Origin of the sequence: Lacisediminihabitans sp., from assembly GCF_043726815.1 — a bacterium.
Classification (GTDB): Bacteria; Actinomycetota; Actinomycetes; order Actinomycetales; family Microbacteriaceae; genus Lacisediminihabitans.
Genome location: NZ_JAYSJZ010000080.1, coordinates 1 through 23,086, shown reverse-complemented (window position 1 = coordinate 23,086; position 23,086 = coordinate 1). Strand labels below are relative to the sequence as shown.

19 protein-coding genes are annotated in these 23,086 nt (G+C 68.7%); 13 read left to right on the top strand and 6 right to left on the bottom strand.

The genetic code is table 11. The annotated features are described in order from the left end of the window. Positions 1-3 precede the first annotated feature (3 nt). The 4 genes from ACHZD8_RS12640 to ACHZD8_RS12625 all read left to right on the top strand — a co-directional run bounded on the left by ACHZD8_RS12640 (position 4) and on the right by ACHZD8_RS12625 (position 5,164). Positions 4-645, top strand: coding sequence for a hypothetical protein (locus tag ACHZD8_RS12640; RefSeq protein WP_394770782.1), 642 nt, complete (start codon positions 4-6; stop codon positions 643-645). Next, positions 638-1,825: a class I SAM-dependent methyltransferase gene (locus ACHZD8_RS12635; RefSeq protein ID WP_394770781.1), complete on the top strand. Its 1,188-nt coding sequence runs from the start codon at positions 638-640 to the stop codon at positions 1,823-1,825. Before ACHZD8_RS12640 ends, ACHZD8_RS12635 begins: the two co-directional genes overlap by 8 nt. Before the next feature lie 5 nt (positions 1,826-1,830). Next, entirely contained in the window at positions 1,831-3,981 is a 2,151-nt protein-coding gene (locus ACHZD8_RS12630; protein ID WP_394770780.1) for an ATP-dependent Clp protease ATP-binding subunit, read from the top strand. Between the two features lie 133 nt (positions 3,982-4,114). Further along, positions 4,115-5,164, top strand: coding sequence for a zinc-dependent alcohol dehydrogenase family protein (locus ACHZD8_RS12625; protein WP_394770779.1), 1,050 nt, complete (start codon positions 4,115-4,117; stop codon positions 5,162-5,164). Between the two features lie 10 nt (positions 5,165-5,174). Here ACHZD8_RS12625 and ACHZD8_RS12620 read toward each other — a convergent pair whose 3' ends face one another. Further along, positions 5,175-6,239 (bottom strand): threonine aldolase family protein, encoded by a 1,065-nt coding sequence (locus ACHZD8_RS12620; protein ID WP_394770778.1) that lies wholly within the window; start codon positions 6,237-6,239, stop codon positions 5,175-5,177. Positions 6,240-6,579: 340 nt separating this feature from the next. Between ACHZD8_RS12620 and ACHZD8_RS12615 the strand changes: the two genes are divergently transcribed. From ACHZD8_RS12615 to ACHZD8_RS12590, 6 genes are all read left to right on the top strand, one after another. After that, complete coding sequence (locus ACHZD8_RS12615; protein WP_394770777.1) at positions 6,580-7,608, top strand: LacI family DNA-binding transcriptional regulator; 1,029 nt, start codon at positions 6,580-6,582, stop codon at positions 7,606-7,608. A 79-nt stretch (positions 7,609-7,687) separates the two neighbouring features. Next, positions 7,688-8,968, top strand: coding sequence for an extracellular solute-binding protein (locus tag ACHZD8_RS12610; RefSeq protein WP_394770776.1), 1,281 nt, complete (start codon positions 7,688-7,690; stop codon positions 8,966-8,968). 2 nt (positions 8,969-8,970) lie between these two features. Next, entirely contained in the window at positions 8,971-9,912 is a 942-nt protein-coding gene (locus tag ACHZD8_RS12605) for a carbohydrate ABC transporter permease (protein ID WP_394770775.1), read from the top strand. A 29-nt stretch (positions 9,913-9,941) separates the two neighbouring features. Continuing rightward, a complete protein-coding gene (locus tag ACHZD8_RS12600; RefSeq protein WP_394770802.1) occupies positions 9,942-10,775 on the top strand; it encodes a carbohydrate ABC transporter permease in 834 nt (277 codons plus the stop codon). A 2-nt stretch (positions 10,776-10,777) separates the two neighbouring features. After that, positions 10,778-11,836 (top strand): glycosidase, encoded by a 1,059-nt coding sequence (locus tag ACHZD8_RS12595; RefSeq protein ID WP_394770774.1) that lies wholly within the window; start codon positions 10,778-10,780, stop codon positions 11,834-11,836. A 95-nt stretch (positions 11,837-11,931) separates the two neighbouring features. Continuing rightward, on the top strand, positions 11,932-13,944 hold the full coding sequence (locus ACHZD8_RS12590) for a hypothetical protein (RefSeq protein WP_394770773.1): 2,013 nt from the start codon (positions 11,932-11,934) through the stop codon (positions 13,942-13,944). 60 nt (positions 13,945-14,004) lie between these two features. Here ACHZD8_RS12590 and ACHZD8_RS12585 read toward each other — a convergent pair whose 3' ends face one another. The 4 genes from ACHZD8_RS12585 to ACHZD8_RS12570 all read right to left on the bottom strand — a co-directional run bounded on the left by ACHZD8_RS12585 (position 14,005) and on the right by ACHZD8_RS12570 (position 18,180). After that, positions 14,005-15,396: a DUF6421 family protein gene (locus tag ACHZD8_RS12585; protein WP_394770772.1), complete on the bottom strand. Its 1,392-nt coding sequence runs from the start codon at positions 15,394-15,396 to the stop codon at positions 14,005-14,007. 157 nt (positions 15,397-15,553) lie between these two features. Continuing rightward, on the bottom strand, positions 15,554-16,369 hold the full coding sequence (locus tag ACHZD8_RS12580; RefSeq protein WP_394770771.1) for an alpha/beta fold hydrolase: 816 nt from the start codon (positions 16,367-16,369) through the stop codon (positions 15,554-15,556). A 271-nt stretch (positions 16,370-16,640) separates the two neighbouring features. Further along, positions 16,641-17,333 carry a GntR family transcriptional regulator gene (locus ACHZD8_RS12575; RefSeq protein ID WP_394770770.1) on the bottom strand — a complete coding sequence of 231 codons (693 nt, stop codon included), beginning with the start codon at positions 17,331-17,333 and terminating at the stop codon, positions 16,641-16,643. A gap of 10 nt (positions 17,334-17,343) precedes the next feature. After that, positions 17,344-18,180 (bottom strand): exodeoxyribonuclease III, encoded by an 837-nt coding sequence (locus ACHZD8_RS12570; RefSeq protein ID WP_394770769.1) that lies wholly within the window; start codon positions 18,178-18,180, stop codon positions 17,344-17,346. A gap of 483 nt (positions 18,181-18,663) precedes the next feature. Here ACHZD8_RS12570 and pyrE point away from each other — a divergent pair, with 483 nt between their 5' ends. Together pyrE and ACHZD8_RS12560 are read left to right on the top strand one after the other, a co-directional pair. Continuing rightward, the gene (gene pyrE, locus ACHZD8_RS12565; protein WP_147784841.1) at positions 18,664-19,215 is read left to right on the top strand and encodes an orotate phosphoribosyltransferase; all 552 of its coding nucleotides are present in this window, start codon (positions 18,664-18,666) and stop codon (positions 19,213-19,215) included. 1 nt (position 19,216) lies between these two features. Continuing rightward, positions 19,217-21,106, top strand: coding sequence for a hypothetical protein (locus tag ACHZD8_RS12560; RefSeq protein ID WP_394770768.1), 1,890 nt, complete (start codon positions 19,217-19,219; stop codon positions 21,104-21,106). A gap of 23 nt (positions 21,107-21,129) precedes the next feature. Here ACHZD8_RS12560 and ACHZD8_RS12555 read toward each other — a convergent pair whose 3' ends face one another. Continuing rightward, positions 21,130-21,930 (bottom strand): HAD-IIA family hydrolase, encoded by an 801-nt coding sequence (locus ACHZD8_RS12555; protein WP_394770767.1) that lies wholly within the window; start codon positions 21,928-21,930, stop codon positions 21,130-21,132. A gap of 73 nt (positions 21,931-22,003) precedes the next feature. Here ACHZD8_RS12555 and ACHZD8_RS12550 point away from each other — a divergent pair, with 73 nt between their 5' ends. Beyond that, positions 22,004-22,927 (top strand): AEC family transporter, encoded by a 924-nt coding sequence (locus tag ACHZD8_RS12550; protein ID WP_394770766.1) that lies wholly within the window; start codon positions 22,004-22,006, stop codon positions 22,925-22,927. Positions 22,928-23,086: the final 159 nt, after the last annotated feature.

The window sequence follows — 23,086 nt, the reverse complement described above, 5'->3', positions numbered from 1 at the left end:
ACCATGTCCGACTCGTCTCCGTACCAGGCCGCCTACGCGCCGCGTGCCATCCGCCCCCCGCTCACCGCGGAAGCCAGACGGGGAACGGTGATCGCCGGGGCTATCGGATTCGTGCTGCTCGGCCTCGGCTACGCGATGGTCGCCCTGCCCATCGCCCTCGCGCTGCTCGTGGCGTTCCTTTCCCTGATCGTGCGCTGGGCCAGCGCCTCGTCCGACACCTCGAACGCCGGATTCGACCGGTTCGTCTCCGGGCTCGACCCCGCCCCGTGGATCCTGCCGCTCGTGCTGGTCGTGGTGGTCGGCGTCGTGCTGATGATCGCCGCCGTCGTCGTGAGCGCGCGCGTGCTCGCCGCGCACCACGTGCGCCGACCGTGGGCGGTCACCTGGGCCGGGGCGGGAATCGCCGTCGTGGCCTCGTGGTTCGTCTCGGACATCCTGGGTTTCTTCACCCGCCTCGTGGTGGTCGGGTCGTCGTGGGGTTCGCCGTCCTGGGGCCAGGGCGTACTCGCCTTCGTCGTCGTCTCGGCGGTCATCAGCCTCGCCTCCAACGCCGCGATCGGCTGGCTCAGCTGGTGGTGGATGGCGTACGCCATGCGCCCGGCGGCCCCCGTCGCATCCAGCACCCCGGTCGCTACCAATGCCTGACAACGACGCTCCGCAGTTCGATCTGGCCCGGCTGCGCCGCTGGCCAGACGTGGAGGCGCCCAACCTGTTCGCGGTGGACGCGAGCGACCGGCTCATCCTCGATGAGGCGTCCGACGCGATCGCCGCCGCCGCACCCGGCACCGTCGTCGTGATCAACGACCACTACGGGGCCCTCGCGATCGGTGCCGCGGCGAACCTCGGAGCCACGGGCGTGCGGGTGTTCCAGGACGCCCTCGTGGGGGAGGCGGCGCTCGCCGCGAACGCCCGGGGGGTCACGACCGAGCTGACCAGCCTGCCGCTCGGCGAGTCCCTGCTCTCCGGTGCGGCCGTCGTGCTGCTGCAGGTGCCGCGCTCGCTCGCCGAGCTCGACGAGATCGCGAGCGAGATCGCCCGCTGGGCAGACCCGTCCGTTGTGGTCTTCGCCGGGGGACGCATCAAGCACCTGTCCCTGACCATGAACGCGGTGCTCACGAAGCACTTCGGCCGACTGGATGTCTCGCTCGCGCGGCAGAAGTCCCGGGTGTTGATCGCCCGCGAGCCGCTCAGCGCCGAATCCAACTTCCCCGTGCGCGAATACAACCAGGAGCTCGGGCTCTGGGTGTGCGCGCACGGCGCGGTCTTCGCCGGGGCGAAGCTCGACCTCGGCACCCGGCTGCTGCTCTCGGTGCTCGACGACGCGCTTCCCGCGGCAGCCACGGCCATCGATCTCGGCAGCGGCACGGGCATTCTCGCGGTCTCGCTCGCGCGATCACGCCCGGACATCTCGGTGATCGCCACCGACCAGTCCGCGGCGGCGGTGGCATCCTCGCTCGCCACCGTGGAGGCCAACGGTCTCGCCGACCGGGTCTCGGTGGTGCGCGACGACGGGCTGAAGTCCCAACCGGACTCGAGCGCCGACCTGATCGTGCTGAACCCTCCCTTCCACGTGGGGGCGACCGTGCACACCGGTCTCGCCGACCGCCTGTTCCGGGATGCCGCCCGCGTGCTTCGGCCCGGCGGCGAACTCTGGACCGTCTACAACTCGCACCTCGACTATCGGCCGACTCTGCAGTCGGTGATCGGTTCCACCCGCGAGGTGGTGCGCAACAACAAATTCACGGTCACGTCCTCCCGCAGGCGTGTTCCCCCGAACGCTGGTGAAGTGAACTTGAGTCCATTAGACTCAAGTTTGGAAAGGTAGAACTCATGGCCAACATGCAGGGCGCCCCCGGCTCCGACGAGGAGCAGCAATCCGCGCTGGAGAAGTACGGTGTCGACCTCACGGCGATCGCCCGCACCGGCAAGCTCGACCCGGTGATCGGTCGCGACGCCGAGATCAGGCGCGTGAGCCAGGTGCTCACCCGTCGCACCAAGAACAACCCGGTGCTGATCGGCGAGCCCGGCGTCGGCAAGACCGCCGTCGTCGAGGGCCTCGCTCAGCGGATCGTGGCCGGCGACGTCGCCGACTCGCTCAAGGGCAAGCGGCTCGTCTCTCTCGACTTGGCCGCCCTCGTCGCCGGCGCCAAGTACCGCGGGGAGTTCGAGGAACGCCTCAAGGCCGTGCTGAAGGAGATCAACGACGCCGACGGCGAGATCATCACCTTCGTCGACGAACTGCACACGCTCATGGGCGCGGGCGGCGGGGAGGGCTCGGTCGCGGCATCCAACATGCTCAAGCCCATGCTCGCCCGCGGCGAACTGCGCCTGATCGGGGCGACCACCCTCGACGAGTACCGCGAGTACATCGAGAAGGATGCCGCGCTCGAGCGCCGCTTCCAGCAGGTGTTCGTGGGCGAGCCGAGCGTGGAAGACACCATCGCGATCCTGCGCGGGCTCAAGGAACGCTACGAGGCCCACCACAAGGTGGCGATCGCCGACACCGCCCTCGTCGCCGCCGCGGCGCTGAGCAACCGCTACATTTCCGGCCGTCAGCTTCCTGACAAGGCGATCGACCTCATCGACGAGGCGGCCTCCCGACTGCGCATGGAGATCGACTCGGCCCCGGTGGAGATCGACGAGCTGCGCCGCAGCGTCGACCGGCTCAAGCTCGAGGAGCTCGCGCTGAAGAAGGAGAAGGACGAGGCGAGCAAGCAACGGCTCGAGAAGCTCCGCTCCGACCTGGTGGAGAAGGGGATGGCGCTCAAGGAGCTGCAGGACCGCTGGGAGAAGGAGCGCGCGGTGCTCAACCGCATCGGCGAGCTCAAGGAGAAGCTCGATGCGGCCCGCATGCAGGCCGAGCGGGCCCAGCGCGAGGGCGACCTCGAGAAGGCCTCCCGGCTGCTCTACGGCGAGATTCCGGTGATCGAGCGGGAGCTCGCCGAGGCGGAGAAGTCCGAGGCCGGCACGCCGCTGATGGTCAACGACCAGGTGACGGCCGAGGACATCGCGGCCGTGATCGCCATGTGGACGGGCATCCCGGTCGGCCGGCTCATGCAGGGCGAGACCGAGAAGTTGCTCGGGCTGGAGGGAGAGCTCGGCAAGCGGCTCGTCGGCCAGAAGCGTGCCGTGCGTTCCGTCGCCGAGGCCGTGCGGCGTTCGCGGGCCGGCATCGCCGACGCGGACCGCCCCACCGGATCGTTCCTCTTCCTCGGCCCCACGGGCGTGGGCAAGACGGAGCTCGCCAAGGCACTCGCCGAGTTCCTCTTCGACAACGAGAAGTCGATGATCCGCATCGACATGAGCGAGTATGGCGAACGCCACTCTGTCGCCCGGCTGCTCGGTGCGCCTCCCGGCTACATCGGCTACGAGCAGGGCGGCCAGCTCACCGAGGCCATGCGGCGACGCCCGTACTCCGTCGTGCTGCTCGACGAGGTGGAGAAGGCGCACAGCGACGTCTTCGACGTGCTGCTTCAGGTGCTCGACGACGGCCGGCTCACGGATGGCCAGGGCCGCACCGTGGACTTCCGCAACGTGATCCTCATCCTCACCTCCAACCTCGGCAGCCAGTATCTGGTCGACCAGACGCTGAGCCTCGAGGCCAAGGAGGACGCGGTCAACGCGATGGTGCGCCAGGCGTTCAAGCCGGAGTTCCTCAACCGGCTCGACGACATCGTGATCTTCTCGGCGCTGTCGAAGGACGACCTCGCCCAGATCGTGGAGCTCTACATCGACCGGCTGTCGAGGCGGCTGCAGGACCGTCGCCTCGAGCTCGCGGTGACCCCGGATGCCCGGGCCTGGCTCGCCGAACGCGGCTATGACCCGACCTACGGCGCCCGACCGCTTCGCCGGCTGATGCAGCACGAGATCGACGACAAACTCGCGACGGCGCTGCTCAGCGGGGAGATCCGCGACGGCAACACCGTGCTGGTCGACCTCGACTCCGATCACGACACCCTGAGCATCCGCAAGGCGGAGTAGGCCCCGCCTCCGTCTCCTTCCGAAATCCATGCATTCCTGACGACACGCCGGGTGTAGTTGCCCCACACGCCGGAGGTGGCTGAGGGTTGCATGGATTTCGGAAGGGGACGGGCGGCTCGAATAAACTCGAGTCATGCGCGCAACAGTGATTCACGGTGAACGGGATGTCCGACTCGAGGAGGTCGAGCAGCCGCGGCTGTCGACCGGTGGCGACGCGATCGTGCGCGTTGTCGCGTCCTGCGTCTGCGGCTCGGACCTCTGGCCGTACCGCGGCGTGACGCCCACGAACCATCCGCACCGCATCGGGCACGAGTTCGTCGGGATCGTGGACGAGGTGGGCCCGGATGTCGTCACGATCAGGCCGGGCGACTTCGTGATCGCGCCCTTCTACGACTGCGACATGACCTGCGTTAACTGCCTCAACGGCGTCAGCACCTCGTGCCTCAACGGCGGCTGGTGGGGCGCCGACGACCGCCTCGGCGGTTTCGCGGACGGCGGCCAGGGCGAGTTCGTGCGCGTGCCGCACGCCGACGGCTCCCTCGTGGCCACGCCGGGCCAGCCGGATGACTCACTCATCCCCGGCCTGTTGAGCCTCGCCGACGTGATGGGAACCGGGCACCACGCTGCCGTCTCGGCCGGGGTCACGGTCGGCAGCACCGTCGTGGTCGTGGGCGACGGCGCGGTCGGACTGTGCGCCGTGATCGCCGCGAAGCGACTCGGCGCCTCGCGGATCGTGTCGATGTCCCGGCATCCGCAGCGCCAGGCGCTCGCCCGCGAGTTCGGAGCCACGGATGTCGTGGAGGAGCGCGGGGACGAGGGCGTCGCCCGCATCAAGGCGATGTTCGACGGCGTCGGAGCGGACTGCGTGCTCGAGTGCGTCGGCACGAGCGAGTCGATGGACCAGGCCATCCGTTCCACCCGACCGGGCGGCACCGTCGGCTATGTCGGCGCCCCGGGCGGCGGCTCCGCGCTGCCGATCCGTCCCCTCTTCAACTCCAACATCGGGGTGAACGGCGGGGTCGCTCCCGTGCGCAACTACGTGCAGGAGCTGCTGCCCGAGGTGCTCGCAGGCGCGATCCAGCCCGGCCGGGTCTTCGACCTCGAGCTGCCTCTCGCCGAGGTCGCGGAGGCCTACGCGGCCATGGACGAGCGACGCGCGATCAAGGTGCTGCTGCGGCCGTAGCTCCTTCGCCTTACGCCGAGAGCTCCTCGGTGATGGCCGCGACGAACGCGTTCACGTCGTCCTCCGTCGTGTCGAAGGCGGTCATCCAGCGAACCTCGCCGGCCGCGCGGTCCCAGTCGTAGAAGCGGAATCGTTCGCGGATGCGGTCGGCCGCGTCGTTGGGCAGCGCCGCGAACACGGCGTTGGCCTGGGTCTCCTGGCTGAAGGAGAGCCCGCCGATGGCGCCGCTGGCGATCTCGGCCTCGAGGGAGCGCCGCAGGTGTGCCGCCATCGCGTTGGCGTGCCGCGCCGAATTGAGCCACAGGTTGTCGGTGAGCAGCGCGATGAGCTGCGCGGAGACGAAGCGCATCTTCGACGCGAGCTGCATGTTGAGCTTGCGCAGGTAGATCAGGCCGTCCGACGCTTCCGGATTGAGCGCGACGATCGCCTCGCCGTAGAGCACGCCGTTCTTGGTGCCGCCGAAGCTCAGGATGTCGACCCCGGCATCTGTCGTGAACTCGCGCAGCGGCACACCCAGGGCGGCCGCGGCGTTGGAGACGCGGGCGCCGTCCATGTGCAGCTTCATGCGGAGCGAGTGGGCATGGTCGGCGATGGCGCGCACCTCGTCCACGCTGTAGAGGGTGCCGAGCTCGGTGGTCTGCGTGATGCTCACGGCGAGAGGCTGTGGACGGTGCTCGTCGCCCCAGCCCCAGGCCTCGCGGTCGATGAGGTCGGGCGTGAGCTTGCCGTCCGGCGTCGGGATCGTGAGCAGCTTGAGGCCGCTGATACGCTCGGGCGCTCCGCCCTCGTCGGTGTGGATGTGGGCGGTGCTCGTGGCGACGACCGCGCCCCAGCGCGGCAGGATGCTGGTGAGAGCGGTGACGTTCGCCCCGGTGCCGTTGAACACCGGGAAGGTCTCGGCCTGGTCGCCGAAGTGCTGCCTCATCACGTCCTGCAGTCGGGCGGTGTAGACGTCTTCGCCGTAGGCGATCTGGTGGCCGCCATTGGCCTCCGCGATCGCCGCGATGACCTCGGGGTGAGCGCCGGCGTAGTTGTCTGAAGCGAAGCCGCGGTAGTTCTCGTCATGAAGTTTCACGAGACCAGTCTCTCGCGTTCGGAGGCTCTTCTGGGCCGCCGGGCGCGCGGACCGTCTGGGGTGGCCGTGCTCTGCAGACTCTGGTTGTGCAGGACGCGTTGTGCAGGATGTCTCGTCGACGGTTGTGCAGGACGGGCCGTCGCGGGGGTGTCCTGCAGAACGGGAGTGTGTGGGGTGACGGGGTGACGGGTTGGCGGGGCGGGGCTGTCCTGCAGAACGGGAGTGTGTGGGGTGACGGGTGTCGACGCGTATCGAAAACGGCTTGCCTTGCAAACTAAACCGGTATAGAGTCCTTCTAAACCGGTTAAGACACAGCCCGGCACTCAACGCGGAGGCCCCAATGACGATTCGACCGACGATCGCGGACGTGGCCCGCGAGGCCGGCGTGAGCAAGGGGCTCGTGTCTTTCGCCCTCAACGACCGGCCAGGGGTCGCCGCGGAGACCCGCGACCGCATCCTCTCCGTGGCCAACGCGCTCGGCTGGCGGCCGAGCGTGCGGGCACGGTCCCTGAGCACCGACCGGTCATTCGCCCTCGGCCTCGTGATCGCCCGGGATCCCGAGATCATCTCGAGCGACCCGTTCTTCCCCGCGTTCATCGCCGGCATCGAGGGCGCGCTCGCCCCCGCCGGCCAGGCCCTCGTCGTGAGCATGGTGTCGGACGAGGAGGCGGAGGTCGCGAGCTACCGGCAGCTCGCCGCCCATGACCGGGTCGACGGCGTGATCCTCACGGACCTGCGACGCAACGACCCCAGAATCGCCCTGCTCGAGGAGCTGCGACTCAAGGCCGTCACCCTTGGGCACCCGGATGTGGAGTCCAGCTTTCCCGCTGTGGCCGTGGATGACGGGCCCGGCATCCACTCCGCCGTCGAGCATCTCGCCGAACTCGGGCACCGGCGCATCGCGCACGTGGCCGGACCCTCGTCGATGCTGCACGGAGACCGTCGCAGCCAGTCCTTCACCAATGCCCTTCGCGCCCTCGGTCTCGCGAGCGACCTCGTGGTCGAGACCGACTTCAGCGCGGCGGGCGGCGCCGAGATGACCGCGGCGCTGCTCGACCTCGATGAGCCGCCGACCGCCATCGTCTTCGCAAACGACCTCATGGCTATTGCCGGCCTCGGGGTCGCCCAGCGGCGCGGTCTCCGCGTGCCGGACGACCTCTCCATCACCGGATTCGACGGCAGCGACATCGGCGCCTACCTCTACCCCTCGCTCACCACGGTGACCACCCCCGTGCTCGAGTGGGGGCGCGCCGCCGCCGAGCTGCTGCTCAAGTCGGTCATCGGCGACGACGACGTACACGACATCGACCTCCCGGCGGCCCAGCTGCTGGTGCGGATGTCCACCGCTCCGCCCAGGACCATCCGCTGACAGCCCCCCAGACCATCCCTTCCACCACCACAACAACACCGACGGCGGAGTCGCCGTCGGACTATTGAAAGGAAAGACTGTGCAGAGACGAACAGTCATCGGCGCGTCGGTACTTCTGACCGCCGCGCTCGCGCTCACCGCGTGCAGCGGGGGAGCGACGACAAGCTCCACGGCCAAGCATGGACCCATCACCATCTGGTACTCCAACAACGAGCAAGAGGTTGCCTGGGGCAAGCAGATGGTGGCGGCCTGGAACGCCACACACCCCAAGGAGCAGGTCAAGGGCCAGGAGATCCCGGCCGGCAAGAGCAGCGAGGAAGTGATCGGCGCCGCCATCGCCGCCGGAAACGCCCCCTGCCTCATCTACAACACGGCGCCCGCCGCGGTCGGCCAGTTCGAGAAGCAGGGCGGCCTCGTCGACCTGTCGAAGATCTCCGGCGGATCCGCCTACATCGAGGCGCGCAGCGGCAAGGTCGCCGAGCAGTACAAGAACACCGCCGGCGACTACTTCCAGATGCCCTGGAAGTCGAACCCCGTCGTGATCTTCTACAACAAGGACATGTTCACCAAGGCGGGCCTCGACCCCGAGAACCCGAAGCTCTCCACCTACGCCGACTTCATCGACACCTCGAAGAAGCTCGTGGCCGCCGGAGTCTCCAAGGTGGCCATCCAGCCCGCACCGACCAGCGAGTTCTTCCAGACCCAGTTCGACTTCTACCCGCTCTACGCCGCCGCGACCAACGGCAAGCAGATCGTGCAGGACAACAAGTCGACCTTCGCGAACCAGGCCGGCTACGACGTGGCTGACTTCTGGCAGACGATGTACAAGGACAAGCTGTCGAGCCCCGAGCAGTACACCGGGGACTCGTTCGCGGCCGGCAACTCGGCCATGGCCATCGTCGGCCCGTGGGCCGTGTCCGTCTACAAGGACGTGAACTGGGGATCGGTGCCCGTGCCCACCAAGGACGGCACGCCGGCCAACAAGACCTGGACCTTCAGCGACGCCAAGAACATCGGTCTCTACTCCGCCTGCAAGGCGCAGGGCACCGCGTGGGATGTACTCAAGTTCTCGACCAGCAAGGCGCAGGACCAGAAGCTCCTCGAGCTGACTGGTCAGATGCCGCTCCGCAAGGACCTGCAGACCACCTACGCGAGCTACTTCGAGAAGAACCCGACGTACAAGGCGTTCGGCGACCAGGCCTCCCGCACGGTGGAGGTGCCCCCGGGCCCGAACACCGTCGAGATGCTCCAGGCCTTCCGTGACGCCTGGACGAAGACCGTCGTCACCGGCAGCGGCGACGTGAAGAGCGCCCTGAAGGCCGCCGCTTCGAAGATCGACACGATCGCGAAGCAGAAGTAGTCATGACCTCCACCCTGACGCCTCCGGCGGTCTCACGACCGCCGGAGGGCGGCAAGCGCAAACGGCGCCGGCCGTTCCTCGGCAAGAATCCCCTCGGTCTGCTGTTCAGCGCGCCGTACCTGGTGTTCGTGATCCTGGTCTTCGCGTATCCGCTCGTCTATTCCGTGTGGATCTCGTTCCATGACTTCTTCTTCGCGGCCCCCGGGGCGCAGGTGGATCGTCCGTTCGTCGGCCTGGAGAACTACGTCACGGCGTTCACCGACCCGGCGGTCATCCGCTCGTTCGGCAATGTGGGGATCTTCCTGCTGATCAATGTGCCGCTGACGGTGGTGCTGTCGCTGCTGCTGGCCAGCGCGCTCAACAAGGTGACGCGCTTCCGGGCGTTCCTCCGGGTGAGTTTCTACGTGCCGTACCTCACGGCGAGCGTCGCGGTGGTGGCGGTCTGGCTCTTCCTCTTCAACGGCAACGGCATCGTCAACCAGGTACTCGGGCCGCTGGCCCCCAGTCCGTCGTGGCTGGTGAACGAACACTGGGCTATGCCGTCCATTGCGTTGTTCGTCACCTGGAAACAGCTTGGCTTCTACATCCTGCTCTACCTTGCGGCGCTCCAGGCGGTGCCGCAGGAGCTCTACGAATCGGCGTCCACCGACGGGGCGGGCGCCGTGCGCAGCTTCTTCTCGGTGACGGTGCCGGGCGTGCGACCGGCCACCGTGCTGGTGCTGCTCGTCTCCACCGTGACCGGGGCGAACCTGTTCACCGAGCCGTACCTCCTCACCGGAGGCGGCGGACCCAACGGGGCATCCGCCTCGCCGGTGCTGATCATGTACCAGGACGGTCTACAACAGGGCCACCCGGACACCGCGGCCGCCATCGGCGTCGTGCTGGTCATCGTGGTGCTGGGCATCGCCTGGCTGCAGAACCGCTTCGCGGGAGGGAATGACTGATGGCAAAGCAACTGTTCTCACACACTCGGATGTCGCGTCGCGCGTACATCCTTCGCGGCGTCGTTCTCGCCATCGGCGCCCTCGCCTTCCTCTTCCCCTTCTACTACATGGTGATCGGATCGCTGCAGGCGAAGCCCGACCCCTCGGTGGCGGGGGCGTTCCCCAACATCGCCAACATCACCGGCGAGAACTACGTGCAGATCAACGACCGGATCAACCTCTTCCAGGGGCTGCTCAACTCGGGTATCTTCACCGGCGGAGTGCTGATCGGGACCATGGTCTTCGGGCTGCTCGCCGGGTATGCCCTCGCCGTGCTGCAGTGGCGGGGTCGCGGGGTCACCTTCGCTCTCGCGCTGCTGGTGCAGGTCATCCCGTTCCAGCTGCTCATGATCCCGCTGTACGTGCTCATCGCGCGTGACTACGGCCTCGCCGACAACTACCTGGGCATGATCCTGCCGTTCTTCATCAACTCCACCGCGGTCGTGATCTTCCGGCAGTACTTCCTGCAGCTGCCGAAGGAGCTCTTCGAGGCCGCGCGGATCGACGGGGCGAGCGAACTCCGGCTGCTCTGGGGGATCGCGATTCCCCTGGTGCGCCCGGCCATCATCACCGTGGTGCTGCTGACCTTCATCGGTCCGTGGAACGAGTTCCTCTGGCCCTTCCTGGTGACCAAGGAGGCGAGCCTGCAGCCGCTCGCCGTCTCCCTGGCCAACTACATCTCCAACGTCGCAGCGTCGGCGTCCAATCCGTTCGGCGCCACCCTCGCGGGTGCCGTCGTCCTGGCGGCGCCCGTCGTCGTTCTGTTCATCGTGTTCCAGCGGTACTTCGTCTCGACCAATATCGGTTCGGGCGTGAAAGGTTGACCATGTCCCATCCCTTCCCCTATTCGCTCACCCGCGCCGGTGTGATCATGACGCCAGAAGAGGGCAATTCGCTCGAGGCCGAGGGGGTGCTCAACCCCGCGACCGGACACGGCCCGGACGGCAAGCTCTATCTTCTTCCGCGGCTGGTCGCCACCGGCAATGTGAGCCGCGTGGGCCTGGCCGCCGTGGTGATCGAGAATGGCGTGCCGGTCGGAGTCGAGCGCGAGGGCATCGTGCTCGCGCCGGATCGGGCCTGGGAGAACGGCGCGCACAACTCGGGCGTCGAAGACCCGCGGGTCACGTTCATCCTGCGGCTCGGCCTGCACGTGATGACCTACGTGGCGTTCGGCCCCCTCGGCCCGCGCACGGCCATCGCCACCTCCACCGACCTGCGTGAGTGGACCCGGCTCGGCCCGGCGCTCTTCGCCTACGACGACGCCCTCGACATCGACCTCAACATGTTCCACAACAAGGACACGGTCTTCTTCCCCGAGCCCGTCACGGCCCCGGATGGCGTGGAGAGCTTCGCGGTTCTGCACCGCCCGATGTGGGACCTGGGTGAGATCCGCTCGGGCGAGGGCCTGTGGAAGCCGGCCGGCGTCACCGACCAGCGCCAGAGTATCTGGATCAGCTTCGTTCCCGTCGCCGACGTGCTCGCCGACATCCGCTCGATCGTCAACTGGCGCGGGCACAGGCTCCTCGCCGCGCCAGAGGCCCCGTTCGAGGAGCTCAAGATCGGTGGCGGCCCGCCGCCCGTGCGCGTGGCCGAGGGATGGCTCGTGCTCTACCACGGAGTCACCGGCGTGATCGACAACGCGTTCTCGCAGCAGCAGAAGGTGAACTACGCGGCCGGCGGCATGATCCTCGACGCCGCGGACCCGACCAAGGTGATCGCGCGCACCACCGAGCCGCTGCTGTCCCCGGAGACCGACGACGAGCGCAGCGGGATCGTGCCGAACGTGGTCTTCCCGACCGCGATCGAGGAGATCGACGGGCAGCTCTTCGTGTTCTACGGCATGGCCGACTCCAAGATCGGTGTGGCCCGGATCGACCACGTGTAGCAGCCGACCGTGAGCGCCGTCCGCCGCAGTGGCCATGAGCCACGGCGGCGGACGGCCGCCCGGCCTCCCCGACCGAAAAACAAAGGACGGATTCAATGAAGAACCTGACAACCCGGCGCCTCATCGCCGTGCTCACCGCGATCGCCGTGACCGGAGGTCTCGCGCTCGGCTCGACTCCCGCGATCGCCGCCCCGCCACCGCTCACCAACCTCGCCCATCTCGACTTCCTGCTCGACACGGCGGCCCCGGCGGCCATCGACGGGCACACGACATACAGGCTCGCCGACCAGCCGAAGCTCACGATGCCGTGGACCTACGCCGATCCTCGTGACGGCGGCACGTTCGCCCGGGTGGGCGGCGGCCCGCTCGACCCAGCCACCGGGCACTGGGGTCAGGGCGCGTACAACGCCGACGACATCTCCCGCGCGGCGGTGGTGTACCTGCGCCACTGGAAGCAGACCGGCGCGACCTCGAGCAAGAACTCGGCGTACGAGCTTCTGCGGTCCCTCGCCTACCTGCAGACCTCGACCGGCCCCAACGCCGGCAACGTGGTGCTGTGGATGCAGCCGGACGGCACCCTCAACCCGAGCCCCACGCCGGTCGAGCTCCCCAACCCCTCCGACAGCGGCGACAGCTACTGGCTCGCCCGCAGCCTGTGGGCGTTCGGCGAGGGCTACGCGGACTTCGCCTCGAGCGACCCGGCCTTCGCGTCGTTCCTGCAGCAGCGCCTGCGACTCGGAGTGGCCGCCCTCGATCGCCAGGTTCTGAACAAGTTCGGCCAGTACGAGGTGGCCGACGGCGTGAAGGTGCCGGCCTGGCTCATCGCCGGCGGCGCCGACGCCTCCGCCGAGGCGGTGCTCGGGCTTTCCGCCTACTCGACGGCCGTGCCGCGCGACTCCGCCGCCCGATCCGCCCTGTCGAAGCTGTCGAAGGGCATCGCCGCGATGGGCTCCGGCGACACCCAGAGCTGGCCGTACGGCGCGATCCTTCCGTGGACGCAGTCCCGCAGCATGTGGCACGCGTGGTCGTCCCAGATGCCGGCGGCGCTCGCCCGGGCGTCCGTCGCGCTCGGTGACAAGGGCCTGCTGAAGCCCGCGATCGCCGACTCGGTGTCGTTCACCACCACCCTGCTCACCGCCGGCGGTCCGGACAACGGCTGGTTCCCGACCCCCGTCGACCACACCCAGATCGCCTATGGCGCGGATTCGCGACTGCAGTCCCTGCTCGCCGTGGCCGATGCCGCGCGACGGCCGGGCATCCGCGAGCTCGCCGGCATGATGGGCGCCTGGTTCTTCGGGGCCAACGCCTCGGGAAAGCCGGTCTATGACCCGGCCACCGGGGTGACCTTCGACGGCGTGCAGGCCGATGGCACTGTCAACCACGGGAGCGGGGCGGAGAGCACCATCCACGGACTGCTCTCGATGCTCGCCCTCGACGCCAACCCGGATGTCGCGGCCCGCGCGCAGGCGACTCCGGTGCGCTCCGGTCTGGACGGCCTCACCGTCGTTCAGGCGGAGGCGTCGCCCTCCACCACCGGCACTGTCGTGACTCCGGCCTCGGCCTGGACCGGGGAGTCGCAGTACGGCGGCGGAGCCTTCCTGCAGCTCGCGACCGGGCAGAAGGCGACGATCCAACTCGGCGCCTCGGCCGGGGCGCGGCTGCTCGAACCGGTCACCTTCGAGCCGAACCCGGGTTCGGCGACCTCGGCCTGGACGGCCGGCACCTCGACGCTGGGCACACTGCGGCACGCCGTGGGGGCGCAGGGCGTCACCGCCGTTCCCGGGGCCCTGCTGCCGCAGACGCTGCAGCGCTCGATGCCGTCCGGCGGCGACTCCGTCTCGGTGACTGCCTCGCGCGGCACCGTGCAGCTCGACGCCGTGATCGTTCGGCCGCTCGTGTCGCGCCTCACGCTCACCGGGCCGAACGGCTTCACGGAGCTGGTGAACTCGGCATCGACCGATGTGCAGACAACCACGGTGGGCACGGCCGGCCAGCGCGCCACTCTGCGCAGCTACGACGCCTCGGGCGTTCTCGTCGAACAGCGCACCATCACTGGGGTCGCGAGTGTCGTGCTTCGTCCGGGCGGCTTCGCGGTGGCCAGCCGCTGAATGCAGAACGGTGCGCCGGAGCGATCCGGCGCACCGTCTGGTCCGCGTTCGGCGGCCGACTCAGCCGGTGATGCCCGCCGTCGACTCGATCACGTCGGTCATCTTCTTGGAGAGGGCCTCGTAGAACATCGAGAGCGGGAACTCGTCATCCAGCACCGCATCGGTGAACCCCTTCGGCGGGCCGTCGAGCGGCAGGTCCCGCTTCGCCCAGGCGGACGCCGGATGCGGCGTGAGCGTCGAGGCGACCAGGTCGTAGGCGGCGAGCCAGTGCGCCGTCTTCGGTCGGTCGATCGAGTGCCAGTAGAGGTCGTCGATCTCGCGTCCGAGCGCGATCACCACCTCGGGAACCTCGTCCCAGTCGATGGTGAGACGGGTGTCTGTCCAGTGCAGCACGTGGTGTTGGTGCAGCCAGGCGAAGAGCAGCTGGCCGCCGAGCCCGTCGTAGTTGCGCACCCGGCTGCCGCTGATCGCGAAGCGGAAGATGCGGTCGAAGAGCACCGCGTACTGCACGAGTTTGGCGTGCTCGAGAATCTGCCGCTGCGCCGGGGTGGCCTCCGCCAGTCCGTCGAGCGCCTTCTCCAGCCGCACCGCCTCGCGGTAGGCGGTCAGGTCGCAGCGCAGCTCCTCGAGTGAATAGAGGAAGAACGGCATGCGCTGCTTGATCATGAACGGGTCGAATGGCAGGTCGCCGCGCATGTGCGTGCGGTCGTGGATGAGGTCCCACATCACGAAGGTCTCCTCCGTGAGGTGCTGGTCGTCCAGCAGCCGCGCCGCGTCGGCCGGCAGTTCGAGCTTGGTGATCTCGGCGGCGGCCCGCACCACCCGGCGGAACCGCGCGGCCTCCCGATCGGCGAAGATCGCGCCCCAGGTGAACGTGGGCACGGTGCGCATCGCCACCGTCTCGGGGAACAGCACCGCCGAGTTGGTGTCGTAGCCCGGGGTGAAGTCGAGAAAACGGATCGGCACGAACAGCTTGTTCGAGTAGTCGCCCGCCTCGAGCTCGGCCACGAATTCCGGCCAGATCACCTCGATCAGCACCGCCTCCACGAGCCGCTCCGTGCTCCCGTTCTGGGTGTACATCGGGAACACGACGAGGTGCCGCAGGCCGTCGACCCGGTACTTCTGCGGCTGGAAGGCCTCGAGCGAGTCCAGGAAGTCCGGCACCCCGAATCCGCCGTCGACCCAGCGGGCGAAGTCCTCGGCGAGCGCCAGATGGTAGTCCGTGTCGTGCGGGAAGGCGTCGGAGAGGGAGCGGATGTCGCGGGTGATCGTGGCGACGAGTTCGCGGGCCCGCGCGTGGTCGGCCTCGTTCGGTAGGCTGCCATCCTTCACCTGGAAGGTGCGGAACTCCTCGACGGCCGACTTGAGCGACAGCCAGGCCGGAGCCGAGAGGAGGTCCTCCACCACCTCGGGTTCTCCAACGATCGCGTTCTGCGTCGTGACGTGTGACATGGGTAACCTCCGTTCCGGCATCGGCGGGCGCAACGAATCGGCGCCTCATCCCCAGCCTAACGACGCTTGCGCGCCGTTTGGTTGTGGTGGACGCGGGGAAGCTGCGTCTACCGCGATTCCCGCGCCACAGTCCGGCCAACTACCAACTGCCGCCTGCTCAGAGCCCCTTCTCGGCGAGCCAGGTCAGCAGCACGCCCTCGAACTCGTCCCGCTGCTCGACGCTCGGAAGGTGCGCAGAATGGGGGAACCGACGTCCCTGCGCGTGAGGGATCGTGGTCAGCAGGTAGGCGTACTGGATGAGCACGATCGAGAGGTCGTGGTCGCCCACCGTCACGAGCGTGGGCACGTCGATGTCCACGAGCCGGTCGTAGGCGGGAGGGTCGAGCGGTGTGGGGGTGGCGCCCTCGCCGCGGTGGGCGGCGTTCGCGCGGTTGAGAGAATAGGCCTCGGCGACGAAGGCCGGGTCGAGGTCGGCCTCGTCCCTGGTGGGGCCGATCGACCAGAGTCTCACCTCGAGGTCTTGAAGCACGCCCCAGTCTTCGGCCGCGAATGCCGCATCCAGCTCGTCGAACATGGCGTCTTCGGCCTCCGTGAGCTCGGTCTCGGGGAACCCGCTCGGGCCCGATCCGATCGTGACGAGGCCGGCAACGCGCTCCGGGTGCTCCACGGCCAGGTCGATCCCGATGCGACCGCCGCGCGAGCATCCGATCACCGTGGCCCGGGCGATGCCGAGGTGGTCGAGCAGGTCGATGGCGTCGTCCCGGTCGGAGAACGCCACATCCTCCGTCGTCGTCGCGCCGTAACCGCGTGCGTCGTAGCGGATCACGAAGTGGTTCGCGGCGAGCGCCGGCACTATCGCGTCCCACATGCGGAGGGTGGCGACACCGGCATGGATGAGCAGGAGCGCGGGCGACGAAACGTGGCCCTCGGTCTCGTAGTAGAGGCTCGCTCCCGGCAGTTCGAGATCAGGCATGGTTCGAGCGTAGGCGCTCACGATGCTTTTGACACCGGGCGCCCGAAAACCACCCGTTAAACACGTCAGCGGACCGGCCTGATTCGGGTTGGGCCGGTCCGCTGAATCGCCCGGGTAAGAGGCGACAGAGCGCGCGTCGGCACGGTCCGCCCGGTGATTAAACCGTCGGGTTGGCGTCTCGTACCGTTCGTGCTTGCACTTTCGTGCAGTGACTACAAGCTAGCAGTATATTGGTCCTCCTTATAGGGGACACGCGACCCCCGTTCGGGTGTCACTTCGGCGTGTCGTCCCAATCGGTCGGAACTCGGATGGTGCCGAGCATGCGGAGGGCGCCCAGGGCCGCCGCCCTGTCGTGATCGCGAGCCGCCGCCACCAGCAGGGCCTGCGACTCGCTGAGGGCACGAAAGTCGATCTGGTCGGGGAGGTGCAGGCTGCCGAGGCGCACGACGTGCACCACCGACTGGATGCCGCGCCGGAGCACGGGATTCCGCGAGAGCTCGACGAGGTGGTTGAAGAACTCCGCATTCGCGGTGGCGATCCGCTGCATGTCGCCGGTGGTCAGCAGCGAGACGAAGTTCTCGTGGTCGGCCCTCATCGCCGCAACGACCTCGGGCGACACCGTGGGAATCACCTCGGTGATGACGGCCGCGTAGAGGGCCAGCCAGACCACCATGGCGTTCGCGGTCTGTTCGGGGCTCACCACCGCGATGCGGGTGAACCGGCTTGCCGAGGCCTCGATGATCCCGATCTCGCGCAGCCTCTGTAGCGCCTCGCGAACCGGGGTGCGGGAAACGCCGAGGCGTTCGGCGAGCTCGGAGTCGCTGATCCGCTCGCCGGGCTGGAGGCGGCCGTTGTGCACGGCGTCGAGGATCTGGTTGAACACCAGGCTGACCACCGTGCTGCCGATGAAAGTGCCATCAACGGAACCCGGCGTCTCGGTCTGGTCGACTCGTGCCTCGCTCACAACGGTGATTTTAGAAGATCATCGGGCGATCATCATCGTCCTGGGTCGGCAGGTCGAGGTCCACGACCACGGGAACGTGGTCGCTCGGGGCGTCTCCCTTTCGCTCGGCGCGGTGGATGCTCGCGCCGGTCACGAGCTCGGCGAACGGCCTGGAGCCGAGGATGAAGTCGATTCGCATGCCCTCATTGCGGGGGAATCGAAGCTGCTGGTAGTCCCAGAAGGTGAATCCCTCCGGCACCCGCTCGCGCACGACATCCTGGAGCCCGAGCGCCTCGAACTGTGCGAACGCGGCGCGCTCCGGCGCGGAGGTGTGGGTGTTGTTCGCGAAGTCCCAGGTGGGCCAGACGTCGGTGTCGAGGGGGGCGATGTTCCAGTCGCCCATGAGGGCGAGCGGCTGCTCCGGATTCGCGGCGAGCCACTGGCGAGTGTCCTGAGCGAGCCTGTCCAGCCAGTCGATCTTGTAGGCGAGGTGCGGGTCGTCGAGGCTCCGTCCGTTCGGCACGTAGAGGCTCCAGAGCCGAACGCTGTCGACAGTGACGGCCATCGCCCGCGCCTCGAGCGGCAGGTCGCCGTCGATCTCGGTCTTGCTGAACCCCGGGGCGGAGGGGAACCCGCGCTCCACGTCGTCCATCGGTAGACGGCTGGCGAAGGCCACGCCGTTCCACTGGTTGAGGCCGTGCAGTTCAACCTCGTACCCCGCCTCCTCGAAGGCGTCGAAGGGGAACTGGCTCTCCTTGCACTTGATCTCCTGCATCGCCAGCACGTCCACGTCTTCGCGACCGAGCCAGTCCACGACCCGGCCGACCCGGGTCCGAATCGAGTTCACATTCCAGGTTGCTACGCGCATGTCGTCCACGCTAGTTGGTTTGCGGCGTCTCTCCGCATCCCAACCCCGCCTGGGCTCGGGCTGCCGCGCCGCGCCCGGCCGCCGCATCCCGCCGGCACGCCCTGCTCGGCCGCCGCATCCCGCGGCCGTGCTGAGGTGCCCGGTTTTGTCGCCTCTCTGGCGCTGACGCGACAATTCTGGGCACCTCGAGGGCGTTCGCGGGGGCGCGCGACGCGGCGCGAGCGCCCATCCGCCCTGCAGCCATCCACCCCCGCCCCCGCGCCCGGCTGACGCATCGGGTCGCCGCGCCGTATCCCGCCGCCCGGCGGCGTCGCCGCGCTGAGGTGCCCGGTTTTGTCGCTGCTCTGGCGTTGAAGCGACAATTCCGGGCACCTCGAGAGTGTTGGCGGGCGCACGCGGCGGGGTGGATGCGCGCATCCGCGTTCGATCGCGCGGCGACGCCCTCGGTTTCGGTGCGGCACCCGCTGCCCTAAAGTTGGGTGCGTGACTGACGCACGCCAGAAGCTCATCGACCACATCTCGGCGGATGCCGTGTTCCACGGGGACTTCACGCTCACGAGCGGTAAGAAGGCCACCTACTACGTGGACCTGCGGCGGGTGAGCCTCGACCACCGGGTAGCGCCGCTGATCGGGCAGGTGATGCTCGACCTCATCGCCGACGTCGCCGACGTGAGCGCGGTCGGTGGGATGACGATGGGCGCCGACCCGGTCGCCGCCGCGATCCTGCACCAGGGTGCCGCCCGCGGACTCGCCTATGACGCCTTCGTCGTGCGCAAGGAGCCGAAGGACCATGGACGCGGTCGCCAGGTCGAGGGACCGGATCTGGCCGGCAAGCGTGTGATTGTGCTCGAGGACACCTCGACGACCGGCGGATCGCCTCTCGCCGCCATCGAGGCGCTCAAGAAGGTGGGGGCCGAGATCGCCGCCGTCGCCGTCGTGGTCGACCGGGACACGGGAGCACGCGAGATCATCGAGGCCGCCGGATATCCGTACCTCGCGGCGATCGGGCTCGCCGACCTCGGACTATCGAAGTGACATGAGCGACGAACCCACTGGCGAGGACGCCAATGACGACCCGCTCGACTGGTTCTCCGACAAGCTGAACAAGGCGCCAGAAAAGAAGCAGCCGGAAAAGAAGCAGCCAGAAAAGAGGCAGCCGGACGACACGGGCGGCTCGTCGCTGAGCGCGCCCGGGTTTGGTGCGGTCGAGTCCGACTCGGCCGCTCCCGCCGGCGGATTCCGCTGGGGGCTCACTCCGACGGTCGGCGAGACTCCGTCCGCCGCCGCCGAGCCGGTGCCTCCCGTGCCGTCGGTTGCTCCCGCTCCCGCGGCTCCTCCGCCTGAGCCGCTGCCGCCGCCCGTCATGCCGCCGCCCGTCGAGCCGCGCCCCGCGCCGTCCCCCTTCCCGCCCGCACCGACAACTCCCGCCCCTGAGATCCCGCCCGTTCCGGCGACGCCGCCCGTGCCCCAGACCCCCGTCTTTCCCGGGACGCCGGTCTTCCCTGAGACGCCGTCCGTTCCGGCGACTCCGCCGTTTCCTGGGACGCCGGTCTTCCCTGGGACGCCGGTCTTCCCTGAGACGCCGGTCTTGCCCGAGACCCCGCCCACTCCAGCGAAGCCGGCGCCCTGGCCCTCGCCCGAGTTCCGGCCGAGCCCCGCCGACTCCGGATACCCCGCTCCCGACGCCGTGGCCCCCCTCGCCGATCCCCCGGCAATCGATGCCGCCCTCGGCGGTGCCCCGCACTCGCACGGCGAGCCGCCCACGGTCGTGCTGCCCTGGGAGACGACTACTCCGGAGCTGCCGGCCACCGAGCAGCCGCCCGAACGTATCGGTGCGAGCGAGTCAACGGATGGCGAGCAAGCAGACGACTCGGGAATCGACGCCCTCTTCGGCCAGGACCAGTTCAAGGAATACGAGGACGAGTCCCTCATCCCGACACTGCCCTTCGGCACCCCGTGGTCGGCCAAGTCGCCCGACGCGGAGGATGTGGCGGCCGAGGAGCCGCCAGCGCTGATCGAGCCGGCGCCCACCGTGGCGAGCCCGTTCGTACCCGGGGCGATCTTCGGTGCTGGCGCCGCGGCGCTCGGCGCCGACGTTGCGTCGGAAACCGAGGCGATGCTCCTCCCCGGCCAGCCCGGCGTCCCCGCGACCGGGCTTCCCCCGTCGAGCGCACCAGCCGCCTCCGCCTTCGGCGCGTATTCGACGCCCGCCTATTCGACGCCCGCCGCTCCGACGGTCGCCGCTCCGACCATCCCGTCCGACTCGACCATCGCCGCCCCGGCCAGGCCGCGCCGCGCGGCCGGAGAGCCGATCTCGCGCAATCAGCGGGTCCTCCTCTGGTGCGCCGGCGGCGCCGTCGCGCTGCTCGCCCTGGTGCTGCTGTTCGTGGTCGGCACCAAGCTCCCCGGCCTGGTCGGCAATACACCGGTGGTCGCCGTCTCGACGAGTCCGACGCCCGCGCCGACTCCCACGCCGACGCCCACGGTGGCGGCCGGGCCAGCGGCAGTCGGCGAGCACAAGTGGGACCAGCTTCGCGGTGGGGAGTGCCTCGACCCGTTCACGTCGCCCTGGGCGGAGAAGTTCACGGTCGTCGACTGTGCCGCTCCGCATCCGGCCCAGATGGTGCGTCGGGGTACCTTCCCGGCGACGGCCGCCCCCGCGGCCTCGGCCAGCCCGGCGCCGAAACCCACCGGTGCTGCGGTGTCCGACTACCCGGGGGCCGAGGCGCTGAAGTCGCAGATCAATCTGCTGTGCACCGCCGCCGGAGTGATCAACCTGTCGGTGGCTGGCGCCTTCAGCGACATCCAGATCCAGGCGTCCTATGCCGCCAATGAGAAGGAGTGGGCGGGCGGCCAGCACGACTACTTCTGTTTCGTCAACCGGTCGTCGGGCGAACCGCTCACCGGGAGCCTGGCCGGCGGGTAGCCTCGGCGCCGCGCCATCCGCCCTCAGTCGATGTCGACCTCGATCGGCTCTGGCTCGAGCAGATCGGCGACGCCGCCCAGGATCTCGTCCGGCCGGAACGGGTAGCGCTCGATCTCGGCCTGGTCGCTGATGCCCGTGAGCACCAGGATCGTGTGCAGTCCGGCCTCGATTCCGGCGACGATGTCGGTGTCCATGCGGTCGCCGATCATCCCCGTGTTCTCGGAGTGCGCGCCGATCTTGTTCATCGCCGAGCGGAACATCATGGGGTTGGGCTTGCCCACCACGTACGGCTCCTTGCCGGTGGCCTTCGTGATGAGGGCCGCGATGGCTCCGGTCGCCGGCATCGGGCCGTCGGCGCTGGGGCCGGTCGCATCCGGGTTGGTCACGATGAAGCGGGCCCCGTTCACGATGAGACGGATGGCCTTGGTGATCGCGTCGAACGAGTAGTTGCGGGTCTCGCCCACCACCACGTAGTCGGGGTCGCTCTCCGTCATCACGAAGCCGGCCTCGTGCAGGGCCGTGGTGATTCCGGCCTCACCGATGACGAAGGCGGAGCCGCCCGGCATCTGCGACTTAAGAAAGTCGGCGGTCGCGAGGGCGGACGTCCAGAGGAACTCCTCCGGCACATCCAGCCCGGACGCCTTCAGGCGCGCGCTGAGGTCCCGGGGGGTGAAGATCGAATTGTTGGTGAGAACGAGGAAGGGTTTGCCCTGGTCGCGCCACTGCTGCAGGAGTGCCGCCGCGCCGGGCAGGGGGTGATTTTCGTGCACGAGCACGCCGTCCATGTCGGTCAGCCAGCACTCGATTTCGCCGCGATTGCTCATGGGGACATGGTAGCGGGCGCAGATTTCGAACTCATTGCCTCCGCTACGCTGGAGGAGTTGCGGGGGTGGAGCGGTGTCGGGAGTACTGATCGGCTTCGCGATCATCGCGTCCATCATCTTTGTCGGATACCTGGTCGGCCGGCTCGGGATCCTCGGGCCTCACGCCGGTTTCGTGCTTAATCGGGTCGTCTTCTTCGTGCTTTCGCCGTGCCTGCTGTTCACGGTGCTCGAGAGGGCGCAGGTGTCCGAGCTCTTCTCCTCGCTCATGCTCGTGTCGCTGATTGCGGCCGTGGTCTGCTTCGCGGCCTATTCCGCGGTCGCCCGGCTGATCTGGCGCCGCAGTGCAGCGGATGTCGTGATCGGTTCTCTCGCCTCCGGTTACGTCAACGCCAACAACATCGGCATCCCGGTGGCGGTGTACGTGCTCGGAAGCGCCGCATACTCCGCCCCGGTCGTGCTGCTGCAGCTTCTCGTGTTCACGCCGATCGCGCTCACGATCCTCGACATCCAGACCACGGGCAAGGCGTCGGTGCGCAGCGTCGTGCTGAAGCCGCTCACCAATCCGTTGATCATCGGATCGGCGCTTGGGCTGCTGCTCGCCGTGACCCGGGTGCACCTGCCGGCGCCGGTGCTTCAGCCGTTCGTGCTGCTCGGCGGTGCCGCGGTGCCCGTGGTGCTTCTCGCCTTCGGCATGTCGCTGCACGGCCAGAAGCTGTTACAGGCGGGGAGCAATCGGCGGGATGTGCTGCTCGCGAGCGCGCTCAAGCTCGCCGTGATGCCCGTGGTCGCCTGGGCCGTCGGCCACTTCCTCTTCGGTCTCGTCGGCCAGAAACTCTTCGTCGTCGTCGCCCTTGCAGCGCTGCCGGCGGCGCAGAACGTGTTCAACTACGCCCAGCGCTACGGCAGGGGCGAGATCCTCGCCCGGGACTCGGTGTTCATCACGACCGTCGGATCGATCCCGGTGCTGGTGATCGTGGCGGCGCTGCTCGGGCACTGATCGGCGTCCACCCCTCCCATGCGCGCCGATCCGCTCCCACCCGCCCCCATCCCGCCCACCCGCCCCGACCCGCGCCGATCCCGCCAACTCAACCGTCAGTAACTGCTCGCTGGGCGGCGCCAGCGAGCAGTTAGTGACGGCCGAGTGCAATTGAGCAGG